Origin of the sequence: Anaerobutyricum soehngenii (genome assembly GCF_009697165.1) — a bacterium.
In the GTDB taxonomy this organism is placed as follows: domain Bacteria; phylum Bacillota; class Clostridia; order Lachnospirales; family Lachnospiraceae; genus Anaerobutyricum; species Anaerobutyricum soehngenii.
In genome coordinates, this window is sequence record NZ_VULP01000039.1 from 1 (window position 1) to 19,927 (window position 19,927).

At 38.2% G+C, this 19,927-nt stretch carries 18 protein-coding genes; 12 read left to right on the plus strand and 6 right to left on the minus strand.

The features are described 5' to 3' along the window. Window positions 1-501 precede the first annotated feature (501 nt). The 6 genes from FYJ25_RS13285 to FYJ25_RS13310 all read left to right on the plus strand — a co-directional run bounded on the left by FYJ25_RS13285 (window position 502) and on the right by FYJ25_RS13310 (window position 7,956). Complete coding sequence (locus FYJ25_RS13285; RefSeq protein ID WP_021906972.1) at window positions 502-1,098, plus strand: cytidylate kinase-like family protein; 597 nt, start codon at window positions 502-504, stop codon at window positions 1,096-1,098. A gap of 123 nt (window positions 1,099-1,221) precedes the next feature. Beyond that, entirely contained in the window at window positions 1,222-1,935 is a 714-nt protein-coding gene (locus FYJ25_RS13290; RefSeq protein WP_154581500.1) for a hypothetical protein, read from the plus strand. Between the two features lie 218 nt (window positions 1,936-2,153). Further along, a complete protein-coding gene (cysD, locus tag FYJ25_RS13295; protein ID WP_147608252.1) occupies window positions 2,154-3,056 on the plus strand; it encodes a sulfate adenylyltransferase subunit CysD in 903 nt (300 codons plus the stop codon). Between the two features lies 1 nt (window position 3,057). Further along, a complete protein-coding gene (gene cysC, locus FYJ25_RS13300) occupies window positions 3,058-4,887 on the plus strand; it encodes an adenylyl-sulfate kinase (RefSeq protein WP_154581501.1) in 1,830 nt (609 codons plus the stop codon). 40 nt (window positions 4,888-4,927) lie between these two features. Continuing rightward, on the plus strand, window positions 4,928-6,139 hold the full coding sequence (locus FYJ25_RS13305; RefSeq protein WP_154581502.1) for a hypothetical protein: 1,212 nt from the start codon (window positions 4,928-4,930) through the stop codon (window positions 6,137-6,139). 371 nt (window positions 6,140-6,510) lie between these two features. Further along, on the plus strand, window positions 6,511-7,956 hold the full coding sequence (locus tag FYJ25_RS13310) for a chromate transporter (protein ID WP_167513836.1): 1,446 nt from the start codon (window positions 6,511-6,513) through the stop codon (window positions 7,954-7,956). A gap of 95 nt (window positions 7,957-8,051) precedes the next feature. Here the strand turns inward: FYJ25_RS13310 and FYJ25_RS13315 are convergent, their stop codons facing one another. Genes FYJ25_RS13315 through FYJ25_RS13325 form a run of 3 tightly spaced genes read right to left on the minus strand, consistent with a single transcriptional unit; the run spans window position 8,052 to window position 11,923 of the window. Beyond that, window positions 8,052-9,563: an ATP-binding protein gene (locus FYJ25_RS13315; protein ID WP_154581504.1), complete on the minus strand. Its 1,512-nt coding sequence runs from the start codon at window positions 9,561-9,563 to the stop codon at window positions 8,052-8,054. 14 nt (window positions 9,564-9,577) lie between these two features. Next, window positions 9,578-10,867, minus strand: a complete 1,290-nt coding sequence (locus FYJ25_RS13320; RefSeq protein WP_154581505.1) for a vWA domain-containing protein — start codon at window positions 10,865-10,867, stop codon at window positions 9,578-9,580. Between the two features lie 12 nt (window positions 10,868-10,879). Next, window positions 10,880-11,923 carry a leucine-rich repeat protein gene (locus tag FYJ25_RS13325; RefSeq protein ID WP_154581506.1) on the minus strand — a complete coding sequence of 348 codons (1,044 nt, stop codon included), beginning with the start codon at window positions 11,921-11,923 and terminating at the stop codon, window positions 10,880-10,882. A gap of 147 nt (window positions 11,924-12,070) precedes the next feature. Here FYJ25_RS13325 and proC point away from each other — a divergent pair, with 147 nt between their 5' ends. From proC to FYJ25_RS13345, 4 genes are all read left to right on the plus strand, one after another. After that, a complete protein-coding gene (proC, locus tag FYJ25_RS13330; RefSeq protein ID WP_154581507.1) occupies window positions 12,071-12,853 on the plus strand; it encodes a pyrroline-5-carboxylate reductase in 783 nt (260 codons plus the stop codon). A gap of 43 nt (window positions 12,854-12,896) precedes the next feature. Next, a complete protein-coding gene (locus tag FYJ25_RS13335; RefSeq protein ID WP_154581508.1) occupies window positions 12,897-13,946 on the plus strand; it encodes a S66 family peptidase in 1,050 nt (349 codons plus the stop codon). A gap of 89 nt (window positions 13,947-14,035) precedes the next feature. Next, complete coding sequence (locus FYJ25_RS13340) at window positions 14,036-14,785, plus strand: exodeoxyribonuclease III (protein WP_096238943.1); 750 nt, start codon at window positions 14,036-14,038, stop codon at window positions 14,783-14,785. A gap of 70 nt (window positions 14,786-14,855) precedes the next feature. After that, window positions 14,856-15,380, plus strand: a complete 525-nt coding sequence (locus FYJ25_RS13345) for a cysteine hydrolase family protein (RefSeq protein WP_096238944.1) — start codon at window positions 14,856-14,858, stop codon at window positions 15,378-15,380. Window positions 15,381-15,508: 128 nt separating this feature from the next. On the opposite strand, the gene FYJ25_RS13350 is transcribed toward FYJ25_RS13345, so the two are convergent. Together FYJ25_RS13350 and FYJ25_RS13355 are read right to left on the minus strand one after the other, a co-directional pair. Beyond that, window positions 15,509-16,570, minus strand: coding sequence for an undecaprenyldiphospho-muramoylpentapeptide beta-N-acetylglucosaminyltransferase (locus tag FYJ25_RS13350; RefSeq protein WP_021906982.1), 1,062 nt, complete (start codon window positions 16,568-16,570; stop codon window positions 15,509-15,511). Between the two features lie 40 nt (window positions 16,571-16,610). Then, complete coding sequence (locus tag FYJ25_RS13355) at window positions 16,611-16,862, minus strand: TIGR03905 family TSCPD domain-containing protein (RefSeq protein ID WP_021906983.1); 252 nt, start codon at window positions 16,860-16,862, stop codon at window positions 16,611-16,613. 388 nt (window positions 16,863-17,250) lie between these two features. On the opposite strand from FYJ25_RS13355, the gene FYJ25_RS13360 reads away from it, so the two are divergent. Then, window positions 17,251-17,955 (plus strand): 5'-methylthioadenosine/adenosylhomocysteine nucleosidase, encoded by a 705-nt coding sequence (locus FYJ25_RS13360; RefSeq protein WP_021906984.1) that lies wholly within the window; start codon window positions 17,251-17,253, stop codon window positions 17,953-17,955. Window positions 17,956-18,285: 330 nt separating this feature from the next. Continuing rightward, the gene (locus tag FYJ25_RS13365; RefSeq protein ID WP_021906985.1) at window positions 18,286-18,957 is read left to right on the plus strand and encodes a hypothetical protein; all 672 of its coding nucleotides are present in this window, start codon (window positions 18,286-18,288) and stop codon (window positions 18,955-18,957) included. Between the two features lie 7 nt (window positions 18,958-18,964). On the opposite strand, the gene FYJ25_RS13370 is transcribed toward FYJ25_RS13365, so the two are convergent. Next, window positions 18,965-19,876: a polysaccharide deacetylase family protein gene (locus tag FYJ25_RS13370; RefSeq protein ID WP_243145752.1), complete on the minus strand. Its 912-nt coding sequence runs from the start codon at window positions 19,874-19,876 to the stop codon at window positions 18,965-18,967. Window positions 19,877-19,927 lie beyond the last annotated feature (51 nt).

The window sequence follows — 19,927 nt, forward strand, 5'->3', positions numbered from 1 at the left end:
AGCATTGTTTTGGTGTGCCGTCAAGGGTGGCGTACGCTGCCGAAAGCTAACATATCTGCAATTTTCAAGGTTCCGATGGAGCCTTTTTTTCAGCTCCATTTTTTCATAGGCTACTTTACACTACCTTTTTATTTGTAGAGTTTAATTTTAACATTTTATTCGACGAAAAACAACAAAATATTAAGGGAAAATAGATAATAGATACGAATTGTCTATATATTTCGACAAAAAGAAAAAATTATCTAAAGATTATGTTATGAAAAAGTATAAGCTGTGAATAAAGAAAAAGTACACTTTTTTTATTGTATGAATAAGGAAGACAGAAGGTGTATAAAGACAGAAAAATTGTGAAATATGCTTGTTTTTTTGCATAAATATTGCTACAATATAAACAAAGATATGCATAATTATCTATGTCGATAGTGTGTCTTGGTGATGTACTCACAAAGGTAAGTGCAATAAAGACTCCGAGAGTACATAGTATTGAAAGGGGTGATATTTATGAAGAAGGTTATAACAATCAGCAGAGAATTTGGAAGTGGCGGTCATGATATAGGAATGGAAGTAGCAAAGCGTTTGAATATTCCGTTTTATGATCAGGAGATCGTGGATAAAGCTGTTGCAGAGAGTGGCTTTACGAAAGAGTTTATAGAAGAACATGGCGAATACAGTACACTTTCTTCTGTATTACTTGGAACTTCCGCACCTTTTGACAGCTATTATTATGCAGAGGATCCTCAGGATAAGATTTTTAAGATTCAGCGCAGGATTATTAAGAAGTTTGCACAGGAAGGTCCATGTGTTATTGTAGGAAGATGTTCAAACTATATTTTAGAGCAGGCAGATATTGATAGTTTTGATGTATTTATCAAGGCAGATATTGAAAAGAGAGCGGAGAATGTAGCGGACAGAGTTGAACTGAAGGGAGACGAATTGATTAAGTTCCTTCAGAGAAGAGATCATAAGAGAAGGGTATATTATCGTTTCTATACTAGGAGAAAATGGGGCGATTATCACGACTATAATATGATGCTGGACAGTGGAATGATTGGCAAGGATAAATGTGTTGACATGATTATTAGTGCGATTGGTGAATGATAGCATATAATAATATGAAAGGAACTTGATAAGGTAAGATGAGTTTAAAAGCAGGACATTTCAGAAGAAGAGATGCCCTGCTTTTTCCGATTAGCCTTCGGTGGGATTGAAAGGAATTAGAAAATGAAGATTACACAATGTAAATATGGGCATTATTATGATAAAGCGTATTTTGCCAAATGCCCACATTGTTATAGAAAAAATGGTGGCAGGGATGAGGACATCATAATCAAAGACGTAAAATTAACTGCCAATTTATCAGATACAAATCAGGTAACAAAAACGCAAGATAAAAGAGAAAGTAACCGAAAGAATGTGAAACGTTGGATTGGAGAAGCGTGGGATGAATTAGAGGAAATCTTAGCGGATGAAGAAAGTGAGCCTGAAGAAAAAGAAAGGCAACAGCATAAAAAGAAAAATGAGTCATATAAAACAGGAGAATTATTAACAGGAAATGCAGAAAGCTATATGCTTTTTGCTGCGATGCCTCTTAAAGTAATCAAAAATCAGGAATTCTGTATGGATTTTTGCCTTTTTCCAGAAAAGGAATGGGAGACAGGTGCGAAGATGCTCGCTTTTAAAAGCCAGGAAAGTATACGGGATTTAAAGCCGATGCAGATGATATTACCGGCTTCTGCAGTATTGCATATTTTGTACAAAGAAGAAGAGATTTTCTGTAAAGAGATTGAAATCAGCACAGAAAAGAAAAATGAATTTTTTACATTTCCTGTTACGGTAACGGATACAAGGGACCGTCGTTTTCATATGGTGAAGGTTGTTTTTGAGGTAAAGGAACAAAATATTGAAATTCCACTGTATTTAATGCCTAATCCGTAGAAAAAACCGGGAAGTTATGGAAAACATTCGTGGAACTTTATTATTGCGATTTTAGAGAAATACTTATATAATAAGATATAATGTAACAGTTTTGTAATAAATTCAGTCTGTATAAGTTGCAAATGAACCAAATAAGAGTAAAGTTCTGATGTAGATAAAGATTGAATTGTTTATAATATATCTGAAGAGATAAAATATAATTATAAAGGAGAAGTATAATGAGTGATATGACCCATCTTGATGAGTTGGAAGCAGAAGCGATATACATTATGCGAGAAGTTGTAGCAGAATGTGAGAAGCCGGTAATGCTTTATTCTATTGGTAAAGATTCTTCTGTAATGCTTCATTTAGCATTAAAGGCTTTTTATCCAGAAAAGCCACCGTTTCCATTTTTACATGTAAACACTACATGGAAGTTTAAGGAAATGATTGAATTCAGGGATAAAATAGCTGAGAAATATGGACTTGATATGATCGAGTATATTAATGAAGAAGGGGTTAAGAAGGGGATTAATCCATTTGACCATGGTTCTTCTTACACAGATATTATGAAGACGCAGGCTTTGAAGCAGGCGCTTGATAAATATGGTTTTACAGCAGCCTTCGGTGGCGGAAGAAGAGACGAGGAGAAATCCAGAGCGAAGGAGCGGATTTTCTCCTTCCGTAATTCCAGTCATGCATGGGATCCGAAGAATCAGCGCCCGGAGATGTGGAAGCTTTATAATACAACAATCCATCAGGGCGAGGAGATGCGTGTATTCCCTATTTCTAACTGGACAGAAAAGGATATTTGGCAGTATATCAAGCGTGAGAAGATTGATATTGTGCCATTATATTTTGCAGCAGAAAGACCTTTTGTCAGAAGAAACGGCAATATTATTATGGTTGATGATGATCGTATGAGATTAGAACCGGGAGAAAAGATTGAGCATGGAAAGATTCGTTTCCGTACACTTGGATGTTACCCATTAACTGGTGGAATCGAAAGTGATGCAGATACTTTAGATGCTATTATTGATGAGACATTAAGTGCAGTATCTTCGGAGAGAACCAGTCGTGTTATTGACAGTGACGGTGGAGCAGCCAGTATGGAGAAGAGAAAAAGGGAGGGTTATTTCTAATATGAACAGTCTTCTTAAGTTTATTACGTGCGGCAGTGTAGATGATGGAAAGTCTACCTTGATTGGACATATGCTTTATGATGCAAAGTTACTTTTTGCAGATCAGAAAAGAGCATTAGAACTTGATAGTAAAGTAGGTTCCCGTGGTGGAGCAATTGATTATTCGCTTCTTCTTGACGGTTTAATGGCAGAAAGAGAACAGGGGATTACGATCGATGTCGCATATCGTTATTTTACAACAGAACATCGTTCCTTTATTGTAGCGGATACACCGGGGCATGAAGAATATACAAGAAATATGGCAGTAGGAGCTTCTTTTGCAGAGCTTGCAGTTATTCTTGTAGATGCTACACAGGGCGTTCTTGTACAGACAAGACGTCATACAAGAATCTGTTCGCTAATGGGAATTGAGCATTTTGTATTTGCGGTAAATAAGATGGATTTAATTAATTATGATGCAAATCGTTTTGAGAAGATTGAGCGCGAAATCAAGATGATGGCAGCAGAGTATGATTATAAATCGATTAAGATTCTTCCAGTTTCTGCAACAGAGGGAGATAATGTTACTGTGAAGTCAACAAAGATGCCATGGTACAAAGGAGAGTCTCTTCTCACATATCTTGAAAACATTCAGGTACATGATGATTCTCTTGAAAAAGGATTTACGATGCCGGTGCAGAGAGTGTGTCGTCCTGACCGAACTTTCCGCGGCTTCCAGGGTCAGATTGAATCAGGCCAGATCAAGGTTGGAGATGAGATTATTGCCCTGCCATCTAATGAGAAGGCAGAAGTAAAGGGTATTCTTGATGCAGGTAAAGAAGTGACAGAAAGTAGTCGTGGACATGCAGTAACCATTTCTCTTGACAGAGAAGTTGATGTATCAAGAGGTTGTGTTCTTGTTCATAATGCGAAACCAAAGACGGGTAATCTGTTTACAGCAAAGATTTTATGGATGGATGATACACATCTTGTTGCCGGTAAGAACTATCTTTTAAAACTTGGAACAAAGATGATTCCGGCTGTTGTTATGAACATTAAGTATAAGATTGATGTTAATACAGGGAATGAAGTACATGCAGATGCTATTTATAAGAATGAAATCGCAGCCTGTGATATTGCAGTTTCTGATAAGATTGTTTTTGAGAAATTCAAAGACAATCATGCATTAGGCTCCATGATTCTTATTGACAGAATTACGAATATGACTTCTGCCTGTGGTGTTATCATGCATGCCTTAAGACGTACAGATAATCTTACATGGCATGAGATGGATATTACAAGAGAATTCCGCGCACAGCAAAAAGGACAGACACCTAAGACCATCTGGCTTACCGGTCTTTCCGGTTCCGGCAAGTCCACTCTTGCAAATGAGCTGGAGAAGCGTCTTGTGGCTCTTGGTAAGCATACAATGCTTTTAGATGGGGACAATGTACGTATGGGATTGAACAAGAACCTTGGCTTTAAAGAGGCAGATCGTATCGAGAATATTCGTCGTATTGCAGAAGTGGCTAAGTTGATGAATGATGCCGGGCTTATTGTAATTACATCGTTTATTTCCCCATATGTACGTGACAGACGTAACGCAAGAGAGATTATTGGAGAAGACAGCTTTATTGAAGTATACGTAAGTACACCGGTAGAAGAGTGCGAAAAGCGTGATGTTAAGGGCCTTTACAAGAAGGCAAGAACAGGAGAAATTCCGAACTTTACAGGCATATCCAGCCCATATGAAGCACCGGAACATCCGGAAGTTACGATTGATACGACAGGAAAGAGCCTTGAAGATAGTGTAGATTATGTTATGGCACAGTTGGAAGAAAAGTTAGGTTAAGAGTTATTTAATGATAGATTCACAGATAAAGGAGAGAGAAATGCCGACTCTATATTTGCATATTGGAACACCTAAAACTGGGACAACTGCGTTACAGAATTTTTTGCCAGCAAATGAGGAAGTGCTGGAACAACATGGAATTTGTTATCCGGATTTTGGATTTAGATACACTGGTTTAGGTGTACACAGAAATGGTCATTTTTTAGTTACCGGTAATTATAAAGATGAGTTTGGTAACAGAGTTCCTGAAAAGGAAGAAGCAGATTATCAAGAAGGCTTAAGAAAACTAGAAGAAACTGGAAAGAAGTTTTCTAAAATTATTTTATCCGATGAAGGAATCTGGAAGCAGAGTATTACAGATCGTGAGAATTTCTGGGAAAGATTAAATAAAGATTTAAAGAGAATCGGATTTGATATTAAGATTGTTGTATATTTTCGCCGCCAGAATTTATTTGTTCAGTCACATTGGGCTCAGAAGATAAAAGAAGGAGAAGAATATAATTTCCATGAATATTTAGAATCTCCGATATTTACAGAATATCCATTAGATTATTATGAATATATGCATATGCTTGCAAGTATATTTGGAAAAGAAGCATTAATTATCCGTGTATTTGAGAAAAAACAGTTTACAGGAGAGAATCATACAATACAAGAAGATTTTCTGAATATATTTAATCTTAAAATGAGTGATGGATTTGTCGTAGAACAAGCAGTTTATAATACTAGCTTTGAAGGGGATTATTTAAAAATAAAAGAGATTTTAAATAATTTGCCTGAATTTAAGAGTAATAAGAATTTATTAATCAGTAATATGAAGAATATTCAGGATGAAAAAATCTTTGAACATAATTACAAAAAGTATACGTTCTTTAAACCGGGTGAAGAAGAAGAATTTATGGAGCATTTTAATTCTTCAAATAGTATGGTTGCAAAAGAATTTTTAGGGAGAGAAGATGGCAGACTTTTCTATGATGATATAAAGGATTATCCAGAATATCAGGTAGATACCTATCAGTTGCTTTGTGATGTAATACTTGTATACGGTAGAATGGTGAATCTTCTTAATGAAAAGTGTGAGGCACAACTTGCAGAACTTAATGCGTTAAAGGCGAAGGTTAAAGAAGAAAAAGCACAACGAATAGAAAAAGATGCAGAGTTAAGAGCAAGGATTGTTGAATTAGAGCAGACTTCTCTCTGGTTCCGTCTTCGCAGAAAATGGAGACATATTACTGGAAAAGATGCGCAGTAGAAGGATATTATGTATTGCATGATACGTATTCTGGAACAAGAATGACTCGACATTCTTGAATATTAAAAATGCAAAAAGACCAAGGGTATAGTTCAAATGGTGTAAATCCATACCCTTGGTCTTTTATATTGCCTGGTAAAAGTGGATTCAAAAATATTTCATATATTTCCTATTGAAATAATATGAAATATGAGGTAATATAAAGAAAATCAAAAAGATACGTGTAAGTCAAATGGTGGTTAGAAAATTTTTACATTGCAGTTTTTTGAATATCCATATATAATGAAAGGCAATATAATATTATGAATGTAACAGCAATACAGATATCAGACAAAAGACAAATAGTAAAAACAAGTGATGAGAGTATAAAGATGAGAAAGTTTATTTCCATGACTGCGACTATGCTAAAAATAGGATTTATCGGTTTTGGTGGAGGAAGTGCCCTGATTCCGGTAATTGAAGAAGAAGTCGTAGAGAAGGATAAGATTGTATCAGAAGAAGAATTTAATGACGATGTAATGATCGCAAGTATAACACCGGGAGCGCTTCCTGTGGAAGTCGCAACAGGAATTGGAAGACAGGCCTCCGGTTTAAAAGGAATGGCGGCAGCGGCGACAGCGATGGCATTACCGGGTGCATTGTTAACAGTATTATTACAGGCGGTTATTTCCAGTGCCGGAAGTATGGTAAAGTCACAGATTAACTATCTTTCGGTTGGAATTTCTGCATTTATTATATTAACTTTATTAGCCTATTCTTTAGGAACAGTTCGTCAGGCTGTTAACAAGAGAGAAGGACAGTTGTATAGCCTGATTATTTTAGGAGTATTTTTGCTTTCCGGTGAAAAGAGTATTTATCAGTTATTTGGATTGAATATAAAACCAATATTTGCACTCTCAACAATTCAGGTACTTGGTGCTGCGTTTTTTGTAATCTTATTTACAAAGGGACATATCCGTTGCTTAAGGAGATCGATACCGGCGGTGATCATTACGGGGTGTTATCTATTATGTGTGGGAAGTGCACATATTATACCACTGGCAGCGAAACCATTTATATTGGCACTTATGGCAGTATTAGCAGTACTTGGCTTGGCGCAGTCCGTATTAGAAAGTCCACAGAAAAAGGCTTTTCCGGTAAAGAGACTTGTAACATCTGTAGGTTTTTGGCTTATATTTGTAGCAGTATTTTCTATACCGGCAATGTTCCTAACTGCAAAGGCTTTGAGATTTATCGGAATGGGATGGTTATCTTCTGTTATGTCTTTTGGTGGAGGAGATGCTTATCTTTCTGTAGCACAGGGATTATTTGTAGAAGGCGGAGTAATTAATAATGCAGATTTCTATGGAAATGTAGTATCAGTAGCGAACGCACTTCCAGGCTCTATTCTTTGTAAGATACTTACCGGTATCGCATATGATGTAGGATATAATCTGAATGGTTCTATCATTGAGGGATTGTTTGTGGCACTTTCGGGATTTGCCTGCAGTGTAGCAGCATCCGGAGCAATCTTTGAATTAGTATTCTGTGTATATGAGAAGTACGAAAGTCTTCAGATATTTGCTGTAGTAAAACACTTCATCCGTCCGATTATTTCTGGTTTACTGCTTACAGTAGCTGTATCATTGTATACATCTGGAATTTGCGGACAGATTCAGGCAGGCAGCGGAAGTAATATAGCACTGATTATTACATTGCTGGTACTTGCCGTAAATCTTATATTAATGAAGTTACAGAAAAATGGCAAGAACATACACCTTATTTGGAAAATCCTCATATCTGCAGGAATATCCTTTATTGGATGCAATATTCTTTAAAATTCTAGTTTGCGAAGGCAAACGAGACGCCCACTGACCGTATCGGAAAGTCTCTGGGGCATCTGTCTGTTCATCACGTTAGCTGCGCTGACAACCTAGAATTCATATTCCATAGCGTTGGAGTAGATTCTGTCATGTTCGAGTTCTTTTAAGATAGTGGCTCTGCGACTGCCAACTAACAGTGTTTTATTGTATTTGAAGTACCGTTCGCATCCGTTTTCTGTGATGAAGCGTGAGGCGTCAGGGTCCATGGTGAGTTCAGTGATAAATACAACCATTTCCTGACCTTCTCCGAAGGCTTCTTCCATGAATGTAAAAGCATTTTCCAGTGCGGAAGATGCTTTTTTTATTGTGTCTGTGCGAAGCTGGCATTGTTTATCGAAACCAGTTTTGGCGAAGAGGAAGGCTTCTTTTGGTGCGAGGGTGGAGTCCGAGGTCCATGTGGAAAGTAATTCCAGTAATTTTAACTGGAAATTTTTCTGTTCCGGGGTGGTGAGTCCGGCTTTGTTTTCCTGATCATATTCTTCTGTTTTTCTCTGAAGAAGGGTGTGATACGATCCGTTTTCTTTTAACTCTTTTTGATAGTGTTTTAAAAATTCATAGGCTTCTGTGGTTAAAGCATCTTCGGTCAGGGCTTCGGAAATATAGTTGTGGAGTCCACTCAAAAGGAGTTCTACACAGCTTAAGTGCTCATCAAAGGAGGCACGGAACAGTTTAGCGTAGATGTCAGCACTGGTCTGTCCTGTAAGAATGCAGCTGATGTCATAATTATCCCGATATTTCTGATATAAATCATAATAGGCAGCAACGTCTTTTGCGATATCCTCATGCTGAATAAACTGGTGGATGATATCCTCGTCGACTTTAATAGAAAGATCTTCATAAGTCTGAATCAGGCTGCTTAAATCTTCCCAGCCTCTGGCGGTGACGAACTGGATACCGTCCACGTCATTTTCTGTCCGGTAGAAATTATGCGGACGGAGTTCTAAATAACTTAAGATAAATGGATGCAGATGTCTTGCTCTGGCATAGCCTTTGAATACATCAAGATCTGCTTCGATATTGATTTTTCGAACACGGTCTAAGGTTACGAAGTCAAAGTCATGAACACTTCGGTTATATTCTGGCGGGTTTCCTGCGGCAACAATGATCCAGCCTTCTGGAACCGCCTGATTTCCAAATGTTTTACATTGCAGAAACTGAAGCATTGTTGGCGCGAGGGTTTCCGAAACGCAGTTAATTTCATCAATAAAAAGGATACCTTCTTTTTTGCCGGATTCCTCCATGTACTGATAAATACTGTAGATGATTTCGCTCATTGTATACTCTGTTACAGAGTAAGATTTGCCATCAAATGTTTTTTCTTTGATGAAGGGCAGACCAACGGCACTCTGTCTTGTGTGATGGGTAATGGTATACGCAACAAGACCGATATTGCATTCCTGGGCAATCTGCTGCATAATCTGTGTTTTTCCGATTCCGGGAGGACCCATCAACAGGACAGGACGCTGACGAATGGTAGGGATGCTGTATTGTCCGTAGTTGTCTTTTTTTAGATAGGCACGGATGGTATTTTTTATGTCTTCTTTTGCTTTTTTTATATTCATAAGATGAAATCCTTTCATGTTAAATCTTCTTCATGCAAAACTAACTTCATAGCCCAGGCTGGTATATCCGGGTGTTCTTCTTCTCCTAAAAATAAAAATACGGTTTCGTAAGGTGGTCTTTTTGCCGGAAAAATCCCTTTTCCATCGGTGAAATAGAGAACCCCTTTTAGTTGGTGAAATTCTCCGTTTTCGAGGAGCGTATTAATATAAGAAAAAGCCGGACGAAAGTCTGTTCCACCGCCACCGATTAATTCAAAGTTGTGAAGCAGTGCCTGAATATCGTGTGGGTCTTTAATAACTGTGTCAGAGTGTACCTGATTATCACATTGAATAATTCGAACCTGACTTTTATGAAAGAAGCTGTCACGTTCCTGAATAATCTGAAATGTTTCCTGAAGGAACTTCTGCACAAGCGGACCGTTTGTAGAATAGCTGGTATCAATGACAATAATAAATTCAGAAATTTTCGTAACTTCCCGACTTTCTAAAGGTTCGATTAATGGCATATTTTTATACAGTCGCAGACCATAGGAGTAGTAGTTTAAGTCAAATTCATCATAATCACAATGCAGCTCTTCCTGAAGAACCGTAAACTTTCTCAGAAAATCTTTATAAGAACGGCGGCTCTTGCCTTCTTTAATCTGTGCTTTTATGGCTTCGGCACCAGAGGCAGTATGATCACCCCGGAGATTTAATTCCTGTTTCATTCGACGGCTGATCTTATCCCAGGACTGCCCGGCTTTTGCAGCGGAAGGAGAACGGGAAGGATCTTTTGGCCAGAATCTGTGGTCATCTGTAAAGAACTCCATTGTAAGCTGATTTAACCGATCAGGATTTTCAGTCACATCGGAGAGAAGATAGTGATAAATATTTGCTGCTGTAACAGGAATGTTCTGTTTTTCAAAATCATTATAAATGTTTGTCCGGATTCCGGATAATGCACGTTTTACACTTTTTTTGTCAAAGGAATCGATAATCCATTCCACAGCAATGTCGCAGGAAAGGTTCCATAGATCAGAATCACGGTTTCCACGAATCCACAGATGCCGGAAAATACAGTGGAAAACGCTGTGGAGCACGGCTCGGTTCAGGAAAAGAGGATTGGAACGAAAGACTCGCAAAATCTGTTCCGGCGGAAAAAAGAGTGAGATTCCATCGGTTGCCGTAGAACGAAGAGATTCCTTTGGAGTTAATATAAGAGTGGAAATGGCGACATCAAGATAACGAAAGTCGATGTATAATTCGTTCTCAATTAAATCAAGAATCTTAATGCACATTTCATTTTCCCATTCTGTCTGGGTCATATGCTCACCTCTCTAAAAATCAAGATCAAATTCAAAAGTTTTTTCAGAAAATATATTATGTTTCTGTTCCATCAGAAAGGCATTTCCCTCACTCCAGTCAGTTTCAATACAGTGTTCCATCGCTTCAGAAAGCACCGTCATATCTGGAGAAAAATGCTCGCAGATAAATTGAAGAAGAGAAAAATCTTTTGATTTTATTGCAAGAGAAAAAGCGGTATTCAAATGTGTTTCTATTGCAGTTTCATATTTCTCTTTAAATATATTTTCCAGTCCGGAAGGCCAGCGGAGACGGTTTAAAGCAATCTTACAAAGAGATTCCGGTGATTCGACAGTGAGTGCATTATCAAAGCAGGAATCATACTTTCTGTAATTAAGAACGCTGTTTTCAAAACTTTTTCTCATACGGAAGCCTTCTCCGTGAATACTGCGGCTGAAGATATGGGCCGGAGAGATTTCATCAAGCCACTCATAGTATTCGGGGAAAAATAGTATGCTTTCTGGAGTGGATGAATCATTCGGGTAGAAAGAAACTGTAATATTTTCTGCAATACGTTCTAAGATAAGGGATAATTCACTTGGCTCCGTATCCTTCCCGCGGATAATTAAGTGTTCCAGATGATTATCATTCATAAATTCATCGCTGCCGATACCGGAAATCCTGGTACCCACAGATAATTTCCTTAGCTTGCGACAGTTGTAAAATGCAGCATTGTGCAGTGTGGTTATCTCCTCCGGCAGAGTAACTTCTTCAAGAAATGTGCCATCAAGTTCTGTTCCAAAGAGAGAAAAATCAAAGGAAGGCTCATTGAATGAAAGCCCATTTTCCTGTGTAGTAGTCACATTTCTTATATCGATAAAAATAGATTTATATATTTTCTCAGGGAATTTGGGACGGGAGCGGGAAAAACAATAGGCTCCAATCTCCGTAATCTTTTTCCCGTTTAGCTGGTCGGGAACAGTTAATACGGGGCTGTTTCCAAAACAGCGAAGAAGTCGTATCCCGGACCCGGCAGGTTCCCATAAGAAAACGAGAGTATTATTTATTATATTATTCATAGCAAAAATCCTATTATAGTAAAGTTAAAATGTTTCTTTAGAATCATACCACAAAAACAGGAAAAAGGAGTGAGAGAAGTAAAAAAATATGATAAACTATGGGAAAACCATATAAATATACTCGAAATGAACAGACAGGAGGATACAATGAAAACAATTGGATTCATCGGAATGGGAAATATGGCAGGAGCAATCGCTGCAGGAATTATACAGAAAGGCTTAATGAAGAAAGAGGAAGTTTTTGCATATGCACCACATTATGACAAGCTTGTTGCAAACGCAGAAAAGATTGGCTTTACACCATGCAGGGAATTAAAAGAACTTGTTGCAAAAACAGATACACTTGTGATGGCCTGCAAGCCATATCAGATAGAAGGAGTCCTTTCTGAAATTAAAGAAGAATTAAAAGGAAAAGCATTAATTTCTATTGCGGCAGGATGGAATTATGATAAATATCAGGAATTTCTTGATGAGAGTACACGTCTTCAGTTTATTATGCCAAATACACCGGCAATGGTAGGAGAGGGTGTCCTTTTATTTGAAGAAAAGAATTCTCTTTTAGAGGAAGAGAGAGCAGAAGTGAAGAAGCTTTTTGAGGCACTGGGAATCGTAATTGAACTACCAGTACATTTGATGGGAATCGGAGGGGCACTTACAGGATGCGGACCAGCATTTATTGATCTTATCATCGAAGCATTAGGAGATGCCGGAGTAAAATATGGTGTTCCAAGAAAACAGGCATATGAGATGGTTTCCCAGATGATTCTTGGAAGTGCAAAGCTTCAGCTTGAAACGGGTGAACACCCAGGTGTATTAAAGGATAATGTATGTTCTCCGGCAGGAACAACGATTTGTGGAGTGGATGCATTAGAACATGCAGGAATCCGTGCAGGATTTATCGATGCGATTGATGCGATTATGAATAAATAGCAGGAAGACCAGTAGTGAAAAGAAAATCGAGGAATAAAATATAATGAGATATGGAAAGTTTTTACCAGAGAATGGAACAATCGGTTTTGTTGCACCATCATTTGGCTGCAATATCGAACCGTATAAAAGTGCGTTTGCCAATGCACAGAATATATGGATGGAGGAAGGCTATTCCTTAAGTCTTGGACCAAATGTTTATGAAGGATGTGGAATTGGAATCAGTAATACACCGGAAAAGTGTGCCAGGGAATTCAACGACTGGTATGCAAAAGAAGATGTAGATGTTCTGATTTCTTGTGGCGGCGGAGAATTAATGTGTGAAATACTGCCTCATGTAGATTTTGAAAAGATTCGCAAGGGAGAACCGAAATGGTTCATGGGATATTCAGATAATACCAATCTTACATTTCTTTTGGTAACGCTTTGCGATACGGCTGCCATTTACGGACCGTGCGCGGCAGCCTTTGGTATGAATCCGTGGCATGAATCACTGAAAGATGCCATGGGAATATTAAAGGGGAGCAATCAGAGCGTTCATAATTATGAGAAATGGGAAAAAGAAGGATTAAAAACAGAGGAAAAACCTCTGGAACCATACAACGTAACAGAACCGTTTGCTCTTTGTACATGGACTCCGGAAGCCGGATTGTCGAAAGAAAATAAGCAAAATATTCAAATAGAAGGAAGACTGTTGGGTGGATGTCTGGACAGCCTTGCAACTTTATGTGGAACAAAGTTCGATCAGGTAAAACAGTTCAATGAAACTTATAAAGAAGACGGTGTAGTATGGTTCTTAGAAGCCTGTGATCTTAATGTAATGGGAATTCGCAGAGCCTTATGGCAGCTTGATGAAGCAGGATGGTTTCAGAATACAAAAGGATTCCTGATTGGTCGCCCATTATGCTATGGAGAAGAATTCTTCGGACTCGATCAGTACAAGGCAGTTATTGATATTTTATCGAAATATAATGTACCGATCATCATGGACTTAGATATCGGACATTTACCTCCAATGATGCCATTAGTCTGTGGAAGCAAGGCAAAAGCAATTGTTGAAGACAATTCTATAAAAATAGATATGGAGTATGAATAAGGCATTTACAAGCAATATGCCAATTAGATAATAATAAAGCCAGATAAAAAATGGACTTAAATAAAACAGACCAGTAAAGGAGAATGATTATGAAATTAATATCATGGAATGTGAACGGGCTTCGAGCTTGTGTAAAAAAAGGATTTGAGGACTTTTTTAAAGAAGCAGATGCAGATATCTTCTGCGTGCAGGAAACAAAACTTCAGGAAGGACAAATTGATTTTGCACCGGAAGGTTATGAATGTTACTGGAATTATGCGGAGAAAAAAGGTTATTCAGGGACAGCAGTGTTCACGAAAAAACATCCAATAAAAGTGTGGAATGGAATCGGAATAGAAGAACACGATCAGGAAGGAAGAGTAATTACTTTAGAATTTGAAGACTTTTTCTTTGTTACAGTCTATACACCAAACTCCCAGTCTGAATTAAAACGTTTAGAATACCGTATGAAGTGGGAAGATGACTTTAGGGAGTATTTACAGGAACTTGATAGAGAAAAACCTGTTATTATGACAGGAGATCTCAATGTGGCACATGAAGAGATTGACCTTAAAAATCCAAAAACAAATAAAAAGAATGCCGGTTTTACGCAGGAAGAAAGAGATAAATTTACGGAACTTTTAAATGCAGGATTTGTTGACAGCTTCCGTTATCTTAATCCGGAACTTGCTGGTGCCTATACATGGTGGTCTTATCGTTTCAAAGCAAGGGAAAAAGATGCGGGCTGGCGTATTGATTATTTTGTAGTATCTGAATGTTGGAAAGAAAAAATCCAGGATGCAGTAATCTATAAAACAGTGATGGGATCGGATCATTGTCCAATCGGATTAGAAATATAAAGTATGCCGGGGCATTCTTGAATCTTAAGAGATAGGACGTGAAGGAATAGAGGAGGTTTAAGAGAAGGTTATGGAAAAGATATTGATTGTCGTAGATATGCAAAAAGATTTTGTGGATGGTTCTCTTGGAACGAAGGAAGCACAGTCTATTGTTCCAGCTGTTAAAGATAAGATCGAGAATTTTGAGGGGGACATTATCTTTACAAAAGATACACACGAAGAAGATTATTTAAATACACAGGAAGGACAGAATCTTCCGGTAGTTCATTGTATCAGGGGAACGGTTGGACATGAGATTATAGAGGAACTTCAACCCTATACAAAAAGAGCATTAGCTATATTTGAAAAAGAAACTTTCGGTTCACGTAAATTGGCAGGCTTTTTAAAAGAACTTCATAAAGAAAAGAAAATAGAGTCTATAGAGCTTATTGGATTATGTACAGACATTTGTGTTGTTTCGAATGCCTTGCTTATAAAAGCATTTCTGCCGGAAGTACCGATATCTGTAACGGCTGGCTGCTGCGCAGGAGTTACACCGGAAAAACATAAAAGTGCATTAGAAACAATGAAATCTTGTCAAATAGAGGTGAGGTAGACGAAAGCGAAGAAACCACCATATATGGTGGTTTCTTCGCTTTCTGTCTTTGGGGAGCGAGGGGATTCGGTTAGGAATCTTCTACTTGCTCTAAAGAGTAGTATGGGTCGGACTTTTTTGTTTTTAGATTATGAATACTTCTTAATCAAATTCATTATAATAGGAATGGCTCTGTTGAGTTTACTTTCTTTTAAGGTCTGAATATATTCTTCACGTTCATCATAAACATACTGCACTGCTTTTAACAAAGTGTTGCTTGTGAGTTCTTCTTCCTGAAGTACGTAGCTGTATCCGGACTTTTCGAAGGAAGCAGCATTTAAAAGCTGATCTCCTCGACTCTGGGAGGCAGGAAGCGGAATCAGAATATTAGGCTTCTTAAGAGCAAGAAGCTCACAGATCGCATTCGCCCCGGCTCTGGAGATAATTAAATCTGTAGCTGCAAATAAATGTGTTAATTCTTTTTTTGCATATTCGAATTGCTTATAGCCCTTTGTACCATCGAGGGAAGCATCATAGTGTCCCCGTCCGCATAAATGAATAATCTGGAACTGTTTTAATAATTCATTTAGATTCTCACGAATGGAATTATTAATTGCAACAGCACCGAGACTTCCACCCATTACAAGAAGAACCGGTTTGGAATCATCAAATCCACAGAGACGCAGCCCCTCCTCTTTATTGCCGGAAAATAACTCCTGACGAATTGGAGAACCGGTTAAAACAGCCTTGCTTTCCGGGAGGTGTTTTAGTGTCTCAGGGAAGTTACAGCAAACCTTTGTTGCTGCAGGAATACAAATCTTGTTGGCAAGTCCCGGAGTAAGATCAGATTCGTGAATAATAACAGGTACATGCCGTCTTTTTGCTGCAAGAACAACGGGAACAGATACAAATCCACCCTTAGAAAAGACAATGTCCGGTTTTAATTTATGAATAATATGGGAAGCTTCTAAATAACCCTTCATAACTTTAAATGGATCAGAAAAGTTCTTAGGGTCAAAGTAACGGCGGAGCTTACCGGAAGAGATTCCATGATAAGGAATTCCCATTTCCTCGATTAATCTTTTTTCGATACCGTTATAGGAGCCGATATACTGAATATCATATCCGGCTTCTTTTAAACTTGGAACCAGTGCCATATTTGGCGTAACATGACCGGCTGTTCCACCACCGGTTAAAACGATTCGTTTCATACTTTTAAAACCCTCCTGAGATAAATTAAAATCTAGAAGTCTATGCCTGCTGCTGTTTGTATGCAAGAAGAGCAAGGGCAAGCTGATCTGGACAGGATGTGCCTCTTCCACCACAGTCAATTCCCTTTAATGTGCTGATGATATCATCAATATTACGTCCTTTGCAAAGTGCGGCAACACCCTGAGTGTTTCCCATGCATCCGCCGATAAAACGGATTTCTTTCACAATATTGTTTTCTACATCAAACTGAATCTCACGAGAACAGGTTCCCTTTGTCTTGTAACTATACATATCGTGTTTCCTCCTGTATGTAAAAAATATTTTTCAAAAATTTAATGTCAGTATATCATCTTTTCATTTAAAAGAATAGAGAAAAAATGCCTAATTTGGGGTACTTGACGAAACGGAGAAAAGGCAATATGTAAAAAATGTGCTTTTTTTCTGTTTCCGTCTTTGACATCTTAAGTCAGGCGGTAATAATGGGGTAGTCAGCATTTAGATATCTCTGTCTTCCCTTTGGCAAATTCCTAATGACGTGGAGGGGCAAAATGTGTTATAATGAGTCTACTTGTTTTGATGGCAGTTAAAATTCAAGTCGAGCAGCCGCGAGACTTGGCGCGTGATTCTGGTCAGCGTAAATAAAACATTAAGTATTAGAATAGTATATGGAGGAAAATTTATGGTTTGTATTGGTGTAATCGGAGCAATGGAAGAAGAGGTTTCCTCTCTCATTAATCAGATGGAAGATGCCGAGTCTAAAACGATGGCAGGCATGACTTTTTATAAGGGAACGCTTTGGAATCAGGATACCGTAGTTGTTCAGAGTGGAATCGGTAAGGTAAATATGGCAATCTGTACACAGATTCTTGTGAATATTTATGGTGTGGATATGCTTATCAACACAGGCGTTGCAGGTGGTCTTTACAAAGATATTAATGTTGGCGATATCGTTATTTCAAGCGATGCACTTCAGCATGACTTTGATGTAACAGGTCTTGGATATAAAAAGAGTGTTATTCCAGGAATGGAAACATCTGTATTCACAGCAGATACGGAACTTGTGGAGATGGCGAAGGAAGCATGCGAGATCGTGAATCCGGAGATCCAGTGCTTTGTTGGAAGAGTAGTAACAGGAGATCAGTTTATCTCTGATAATGATACAAAGGCAGCACTTGTAAAGGATTATGATGGGTACTGTGCAGAGATGGAAGGTGCTTCCATGGCACAGGTTGCAACGCTGAATAAAGTTCCGTTTGTTATCATTCGTGCAATTTCCGATAAGGCAGATAACAGTGCACCGGTTGCTTACGAGACTTTTGAAGAACAGGCGATCGTTCACACAGTGAAGCTACTGGCAGCTATGTTTCTTAAGATGTCCAAATAAGTCAGTTTCATAAAGAAGTATTCGAATCCCTTCTCTTTTTGACAGAGAGGGGATTTTTTTTACGAACGAATCCCCCTTTTCAAATGGATTTTCATTTTGTATAATTGGGGCACAATCCAGACAGAGCAAAGTGATTTCACAAGGCAGAACGGGAATAGGTGAGTCATGGCAGACAAGATACCGATTCGCAGATTGTTTCGGCTGGGGCCCGGCAATGAAACGTCCGTACATAATTCTGACCGGAAAAAGAGTCTGCGCTGGACTGTATTATTTCTCATGTATTTGTAATTAAAATTATGAAAATGTTTGAAATATTTGGGAGGGAAGAAAATGTTTGATTTTATTCTTGGTAATACCGTTTTTACAAAAACAATCATGACCTGCTGTTTTATTGGAATATTAAGCTGGTCGGTGTTAACGATATCATACAGAAGCATGATACGTGCGACATCGAGGATAGGGCAGACGAAGAAAAAGTGGCTTGTTTCTCTGAAAAAGAAGTATGAAGATTATCATGAAATGGATATCAAAGTGAATAACGTGGAAACATTTGTGGACAAGTATTTTCGCAAAAAAAGAGTTTGTGGATTTCCTTGTGCTTTTTGGAGAACCTTATATCGCCTGGCAATAGCGGCATGCGCGATCACAGGGGCGGCAGGAGCGCTGGCTGTCTCACAGGGAGGAGGTGAACTTACCAGCGTAATTATTACTTACCTTACCGGGGTGATTGCTGCATTTAGTCTTATATTCCTTGATATTCTGCTCCGCGCAGATGCAAAAGAACACCGCATCATCATGAATATAAATGATTACCTGCAAAATGTTCTTGAGAACAGTATTGCAGGTCAGGAAGTCGATTTGGAAAACGGAACGACAAGAGAACAGCGTCGCCGTCTTCTTCGTTATGCCAGAGAAAATACCAAAAAGAAAGCAAAGGATGAGCCGGTATCTTTAGAAGAAAAGAAAGTGTTAGAAGATGTTTTGCAGGAGTTCTTTGCCTGAAATATTTTTAACCCTTTTTCAGATCAAATAAAGAGTGGAAGGTATATCCCTCTTGCTCTAAATTTGTAAGAACCGTATCTAAAGCTTCAGCGTTTGATTTTGATATATTATGTATCAATGGAATGGCACCGGGATGGATATATTTTTCAAAGTGGTTGATGACATAATCACTGCCCGGTTGATTATCTACATCATAATCAAGATATGCCATACTCCAAAAAACAGTGGTATAACCGACATCCTTTGTAATCTGAAGGGTACGTTCGCTATATTCTCCTTTTGGCGGCCGGAAAAAACGATCCATTTCGTATCCGGTCGCTTCTTTCATATAATTTGCATTATCTGTAATTTCTTCACGAACTTTTCTTGAATCTGTTTCAGGCATACAAACATGATGGGAAGTGTGATTTCCGACAACATGCCCTTCTTTTTTCATTCTCTTAACGAGTTCAGGCTGATCCTCAATATAATGCCGGCACAGGAAGAATGCCCCGGGTGCTTTATGCTTCTTTAACACATCAAGAATAGATGCGGTATAGCCGTTCTCATATCCACAGTCAAAAGTAAGAAAGACTGGCTTTTCAGCGCCCTTTAGATTTGTTTTTACATACCAGGCATCATAACGGGAAAGGTCTACTTCTTCCTGTGCAGAAGGGGTCATATGGTTTTCTTCTCGTTTAATCCACCATGCCATTTTTTTATTAGGAAGCGTATCAGGATTAATAGAAGAAACAGCTTTATTTGGCTGCGTGGAAGTACCTGCTTCCTTTTGGACAGATTCCATAGAGGAACGAGTGGAAGAAGACCGTTTCGAAGAAAAATTGTTTTGAGAATTTGGATTTTTATTATGGGCAAAAGGATGACAGCCACACATTATGAAACAGGGAAAAATATAAAGAAAAAGAAGAAATTTTTTCATAAAAAGCTCCCGAAAAGAAAATCTTTTTATAATATATTTCTTCAAAAAATA

Coding starts and splice junctions, on each gene's coding strand:
- FYJ25_RS13285 (WP_021906972.1), top strand. CDS start 502: ATGAAGAAGGTTATAACAATCAGCAGAGAATTTGGAAGTGGCGGTCAT.
- FYJ25_RS13290 (WP_154581500.1), top strand. CDS start 1,222: ATGAAGATTACACAATGTAAATATGGGCATTATTATGATAAAGCGTAT.
- cysD (WP_147608252.1), top strand. CDS start 2,154: ATGAGTGATATGACCCATCTTGATGAGTTGGAAGCAGAAGCGATATAC.
- cysC (WP_154581501.1), top strand. CDS start 3,058: ATGAACAGTCTTCTTAAGTTTATTACGTGCGGCAGTGTAGATGATGGA.
- FYJ25_RS13305 (WP_154581502.1), top strand. CDS start 4,928: ATGCCGACTCTATATTTGCATATTGGAACACCTAAAACTGGGACAACT.
- FYJ25_RS13310 (WP_167513836.1), top strand. CDS start 6,511: ATGAGAAAGTTTATTTCCATGACTGCGACTATGCTAAAAATAGGATTT.
- FYJ25_RS13315 (WP_154581504.1), bottom strand. CDS start 9,563: ATGAATATAAAAAAAGCAAAAGAAGACATAAAAAATACCATCCGTGCC.
- FYJ25_RS13320 (WP_154581505.1), bottom strand. CDS start 10,867: ATGACCCAGACAGAATGGGAAAATGAAATGTGCATTAAGATTCTTGAT.
- FYJ25_RS13325 (WP_154581506.1), bottom strand. CDS start 11,923: ATGAATAATATAATAAATAATACTCTCGTTTTCTTATGGGAACCTGCC.
- proC (WP_154581507.1), top strand. CDS start 12,071: ATGAAAACAATTGGATTCATCGGAATGGGAAATATGGCAGGAGCAATC.
- FYJ25_RS13335 (WP_154581508.1), top strand. CDS start 12,897: ATGAGATATGGAAAGTTTTTACCAGAGAATGGAACAATCGGTTTTGTT.
- FYJ25_RS13340 (WP_096238943.1), top strand. CDS start 14,036: ATGAAATTAATATCATGGAATGTGAACGGGCTTCGAGCTTGTGTAAAA.
- FYJ25_RS13345 (WP_096238944.1), top strand. CDS start 14,856: ATGGAAAAGATATTGATTGTCGTAGATATGCAAAAAGATTTTGTGGAT.
- FYJ25_RS13350 (WP_021906982.1), bottom strand. CDS start 16,570: ATGAAACGAATCGTTTTAACCGGTGGTGGAACAGCCGGTCATGTTACG.
- FYJ25_RS13355 (WP_021906983.1), bottom strand. CDS start 16,862: ATGTATAGTTACAAGACAAAGGGAACCTGTTCTCGTGAGATTCAGTTT.
- FYJ25_RS13360 (WP_021906984.1), top strand. CDS start 17,251: ATGGTTTGTATTGGTGTAATCGGAGCAATGGAAGAAGAGGTTTCCTCT.
- FYJ25_RS13365 (WP_021906985.1), top strand. CDS start 18,286: ATGTTTGATTTTATTCTTGGTAATACCGTTTTTACAAAAACAATCATG.
- FYJ25_RS13370 (WP_243145752.1), bottom strand. CDS start 19,876: ATGAAAAAATTTCTTCTTTTTCTTTATATTTTTCCCTGTTTCATAATG.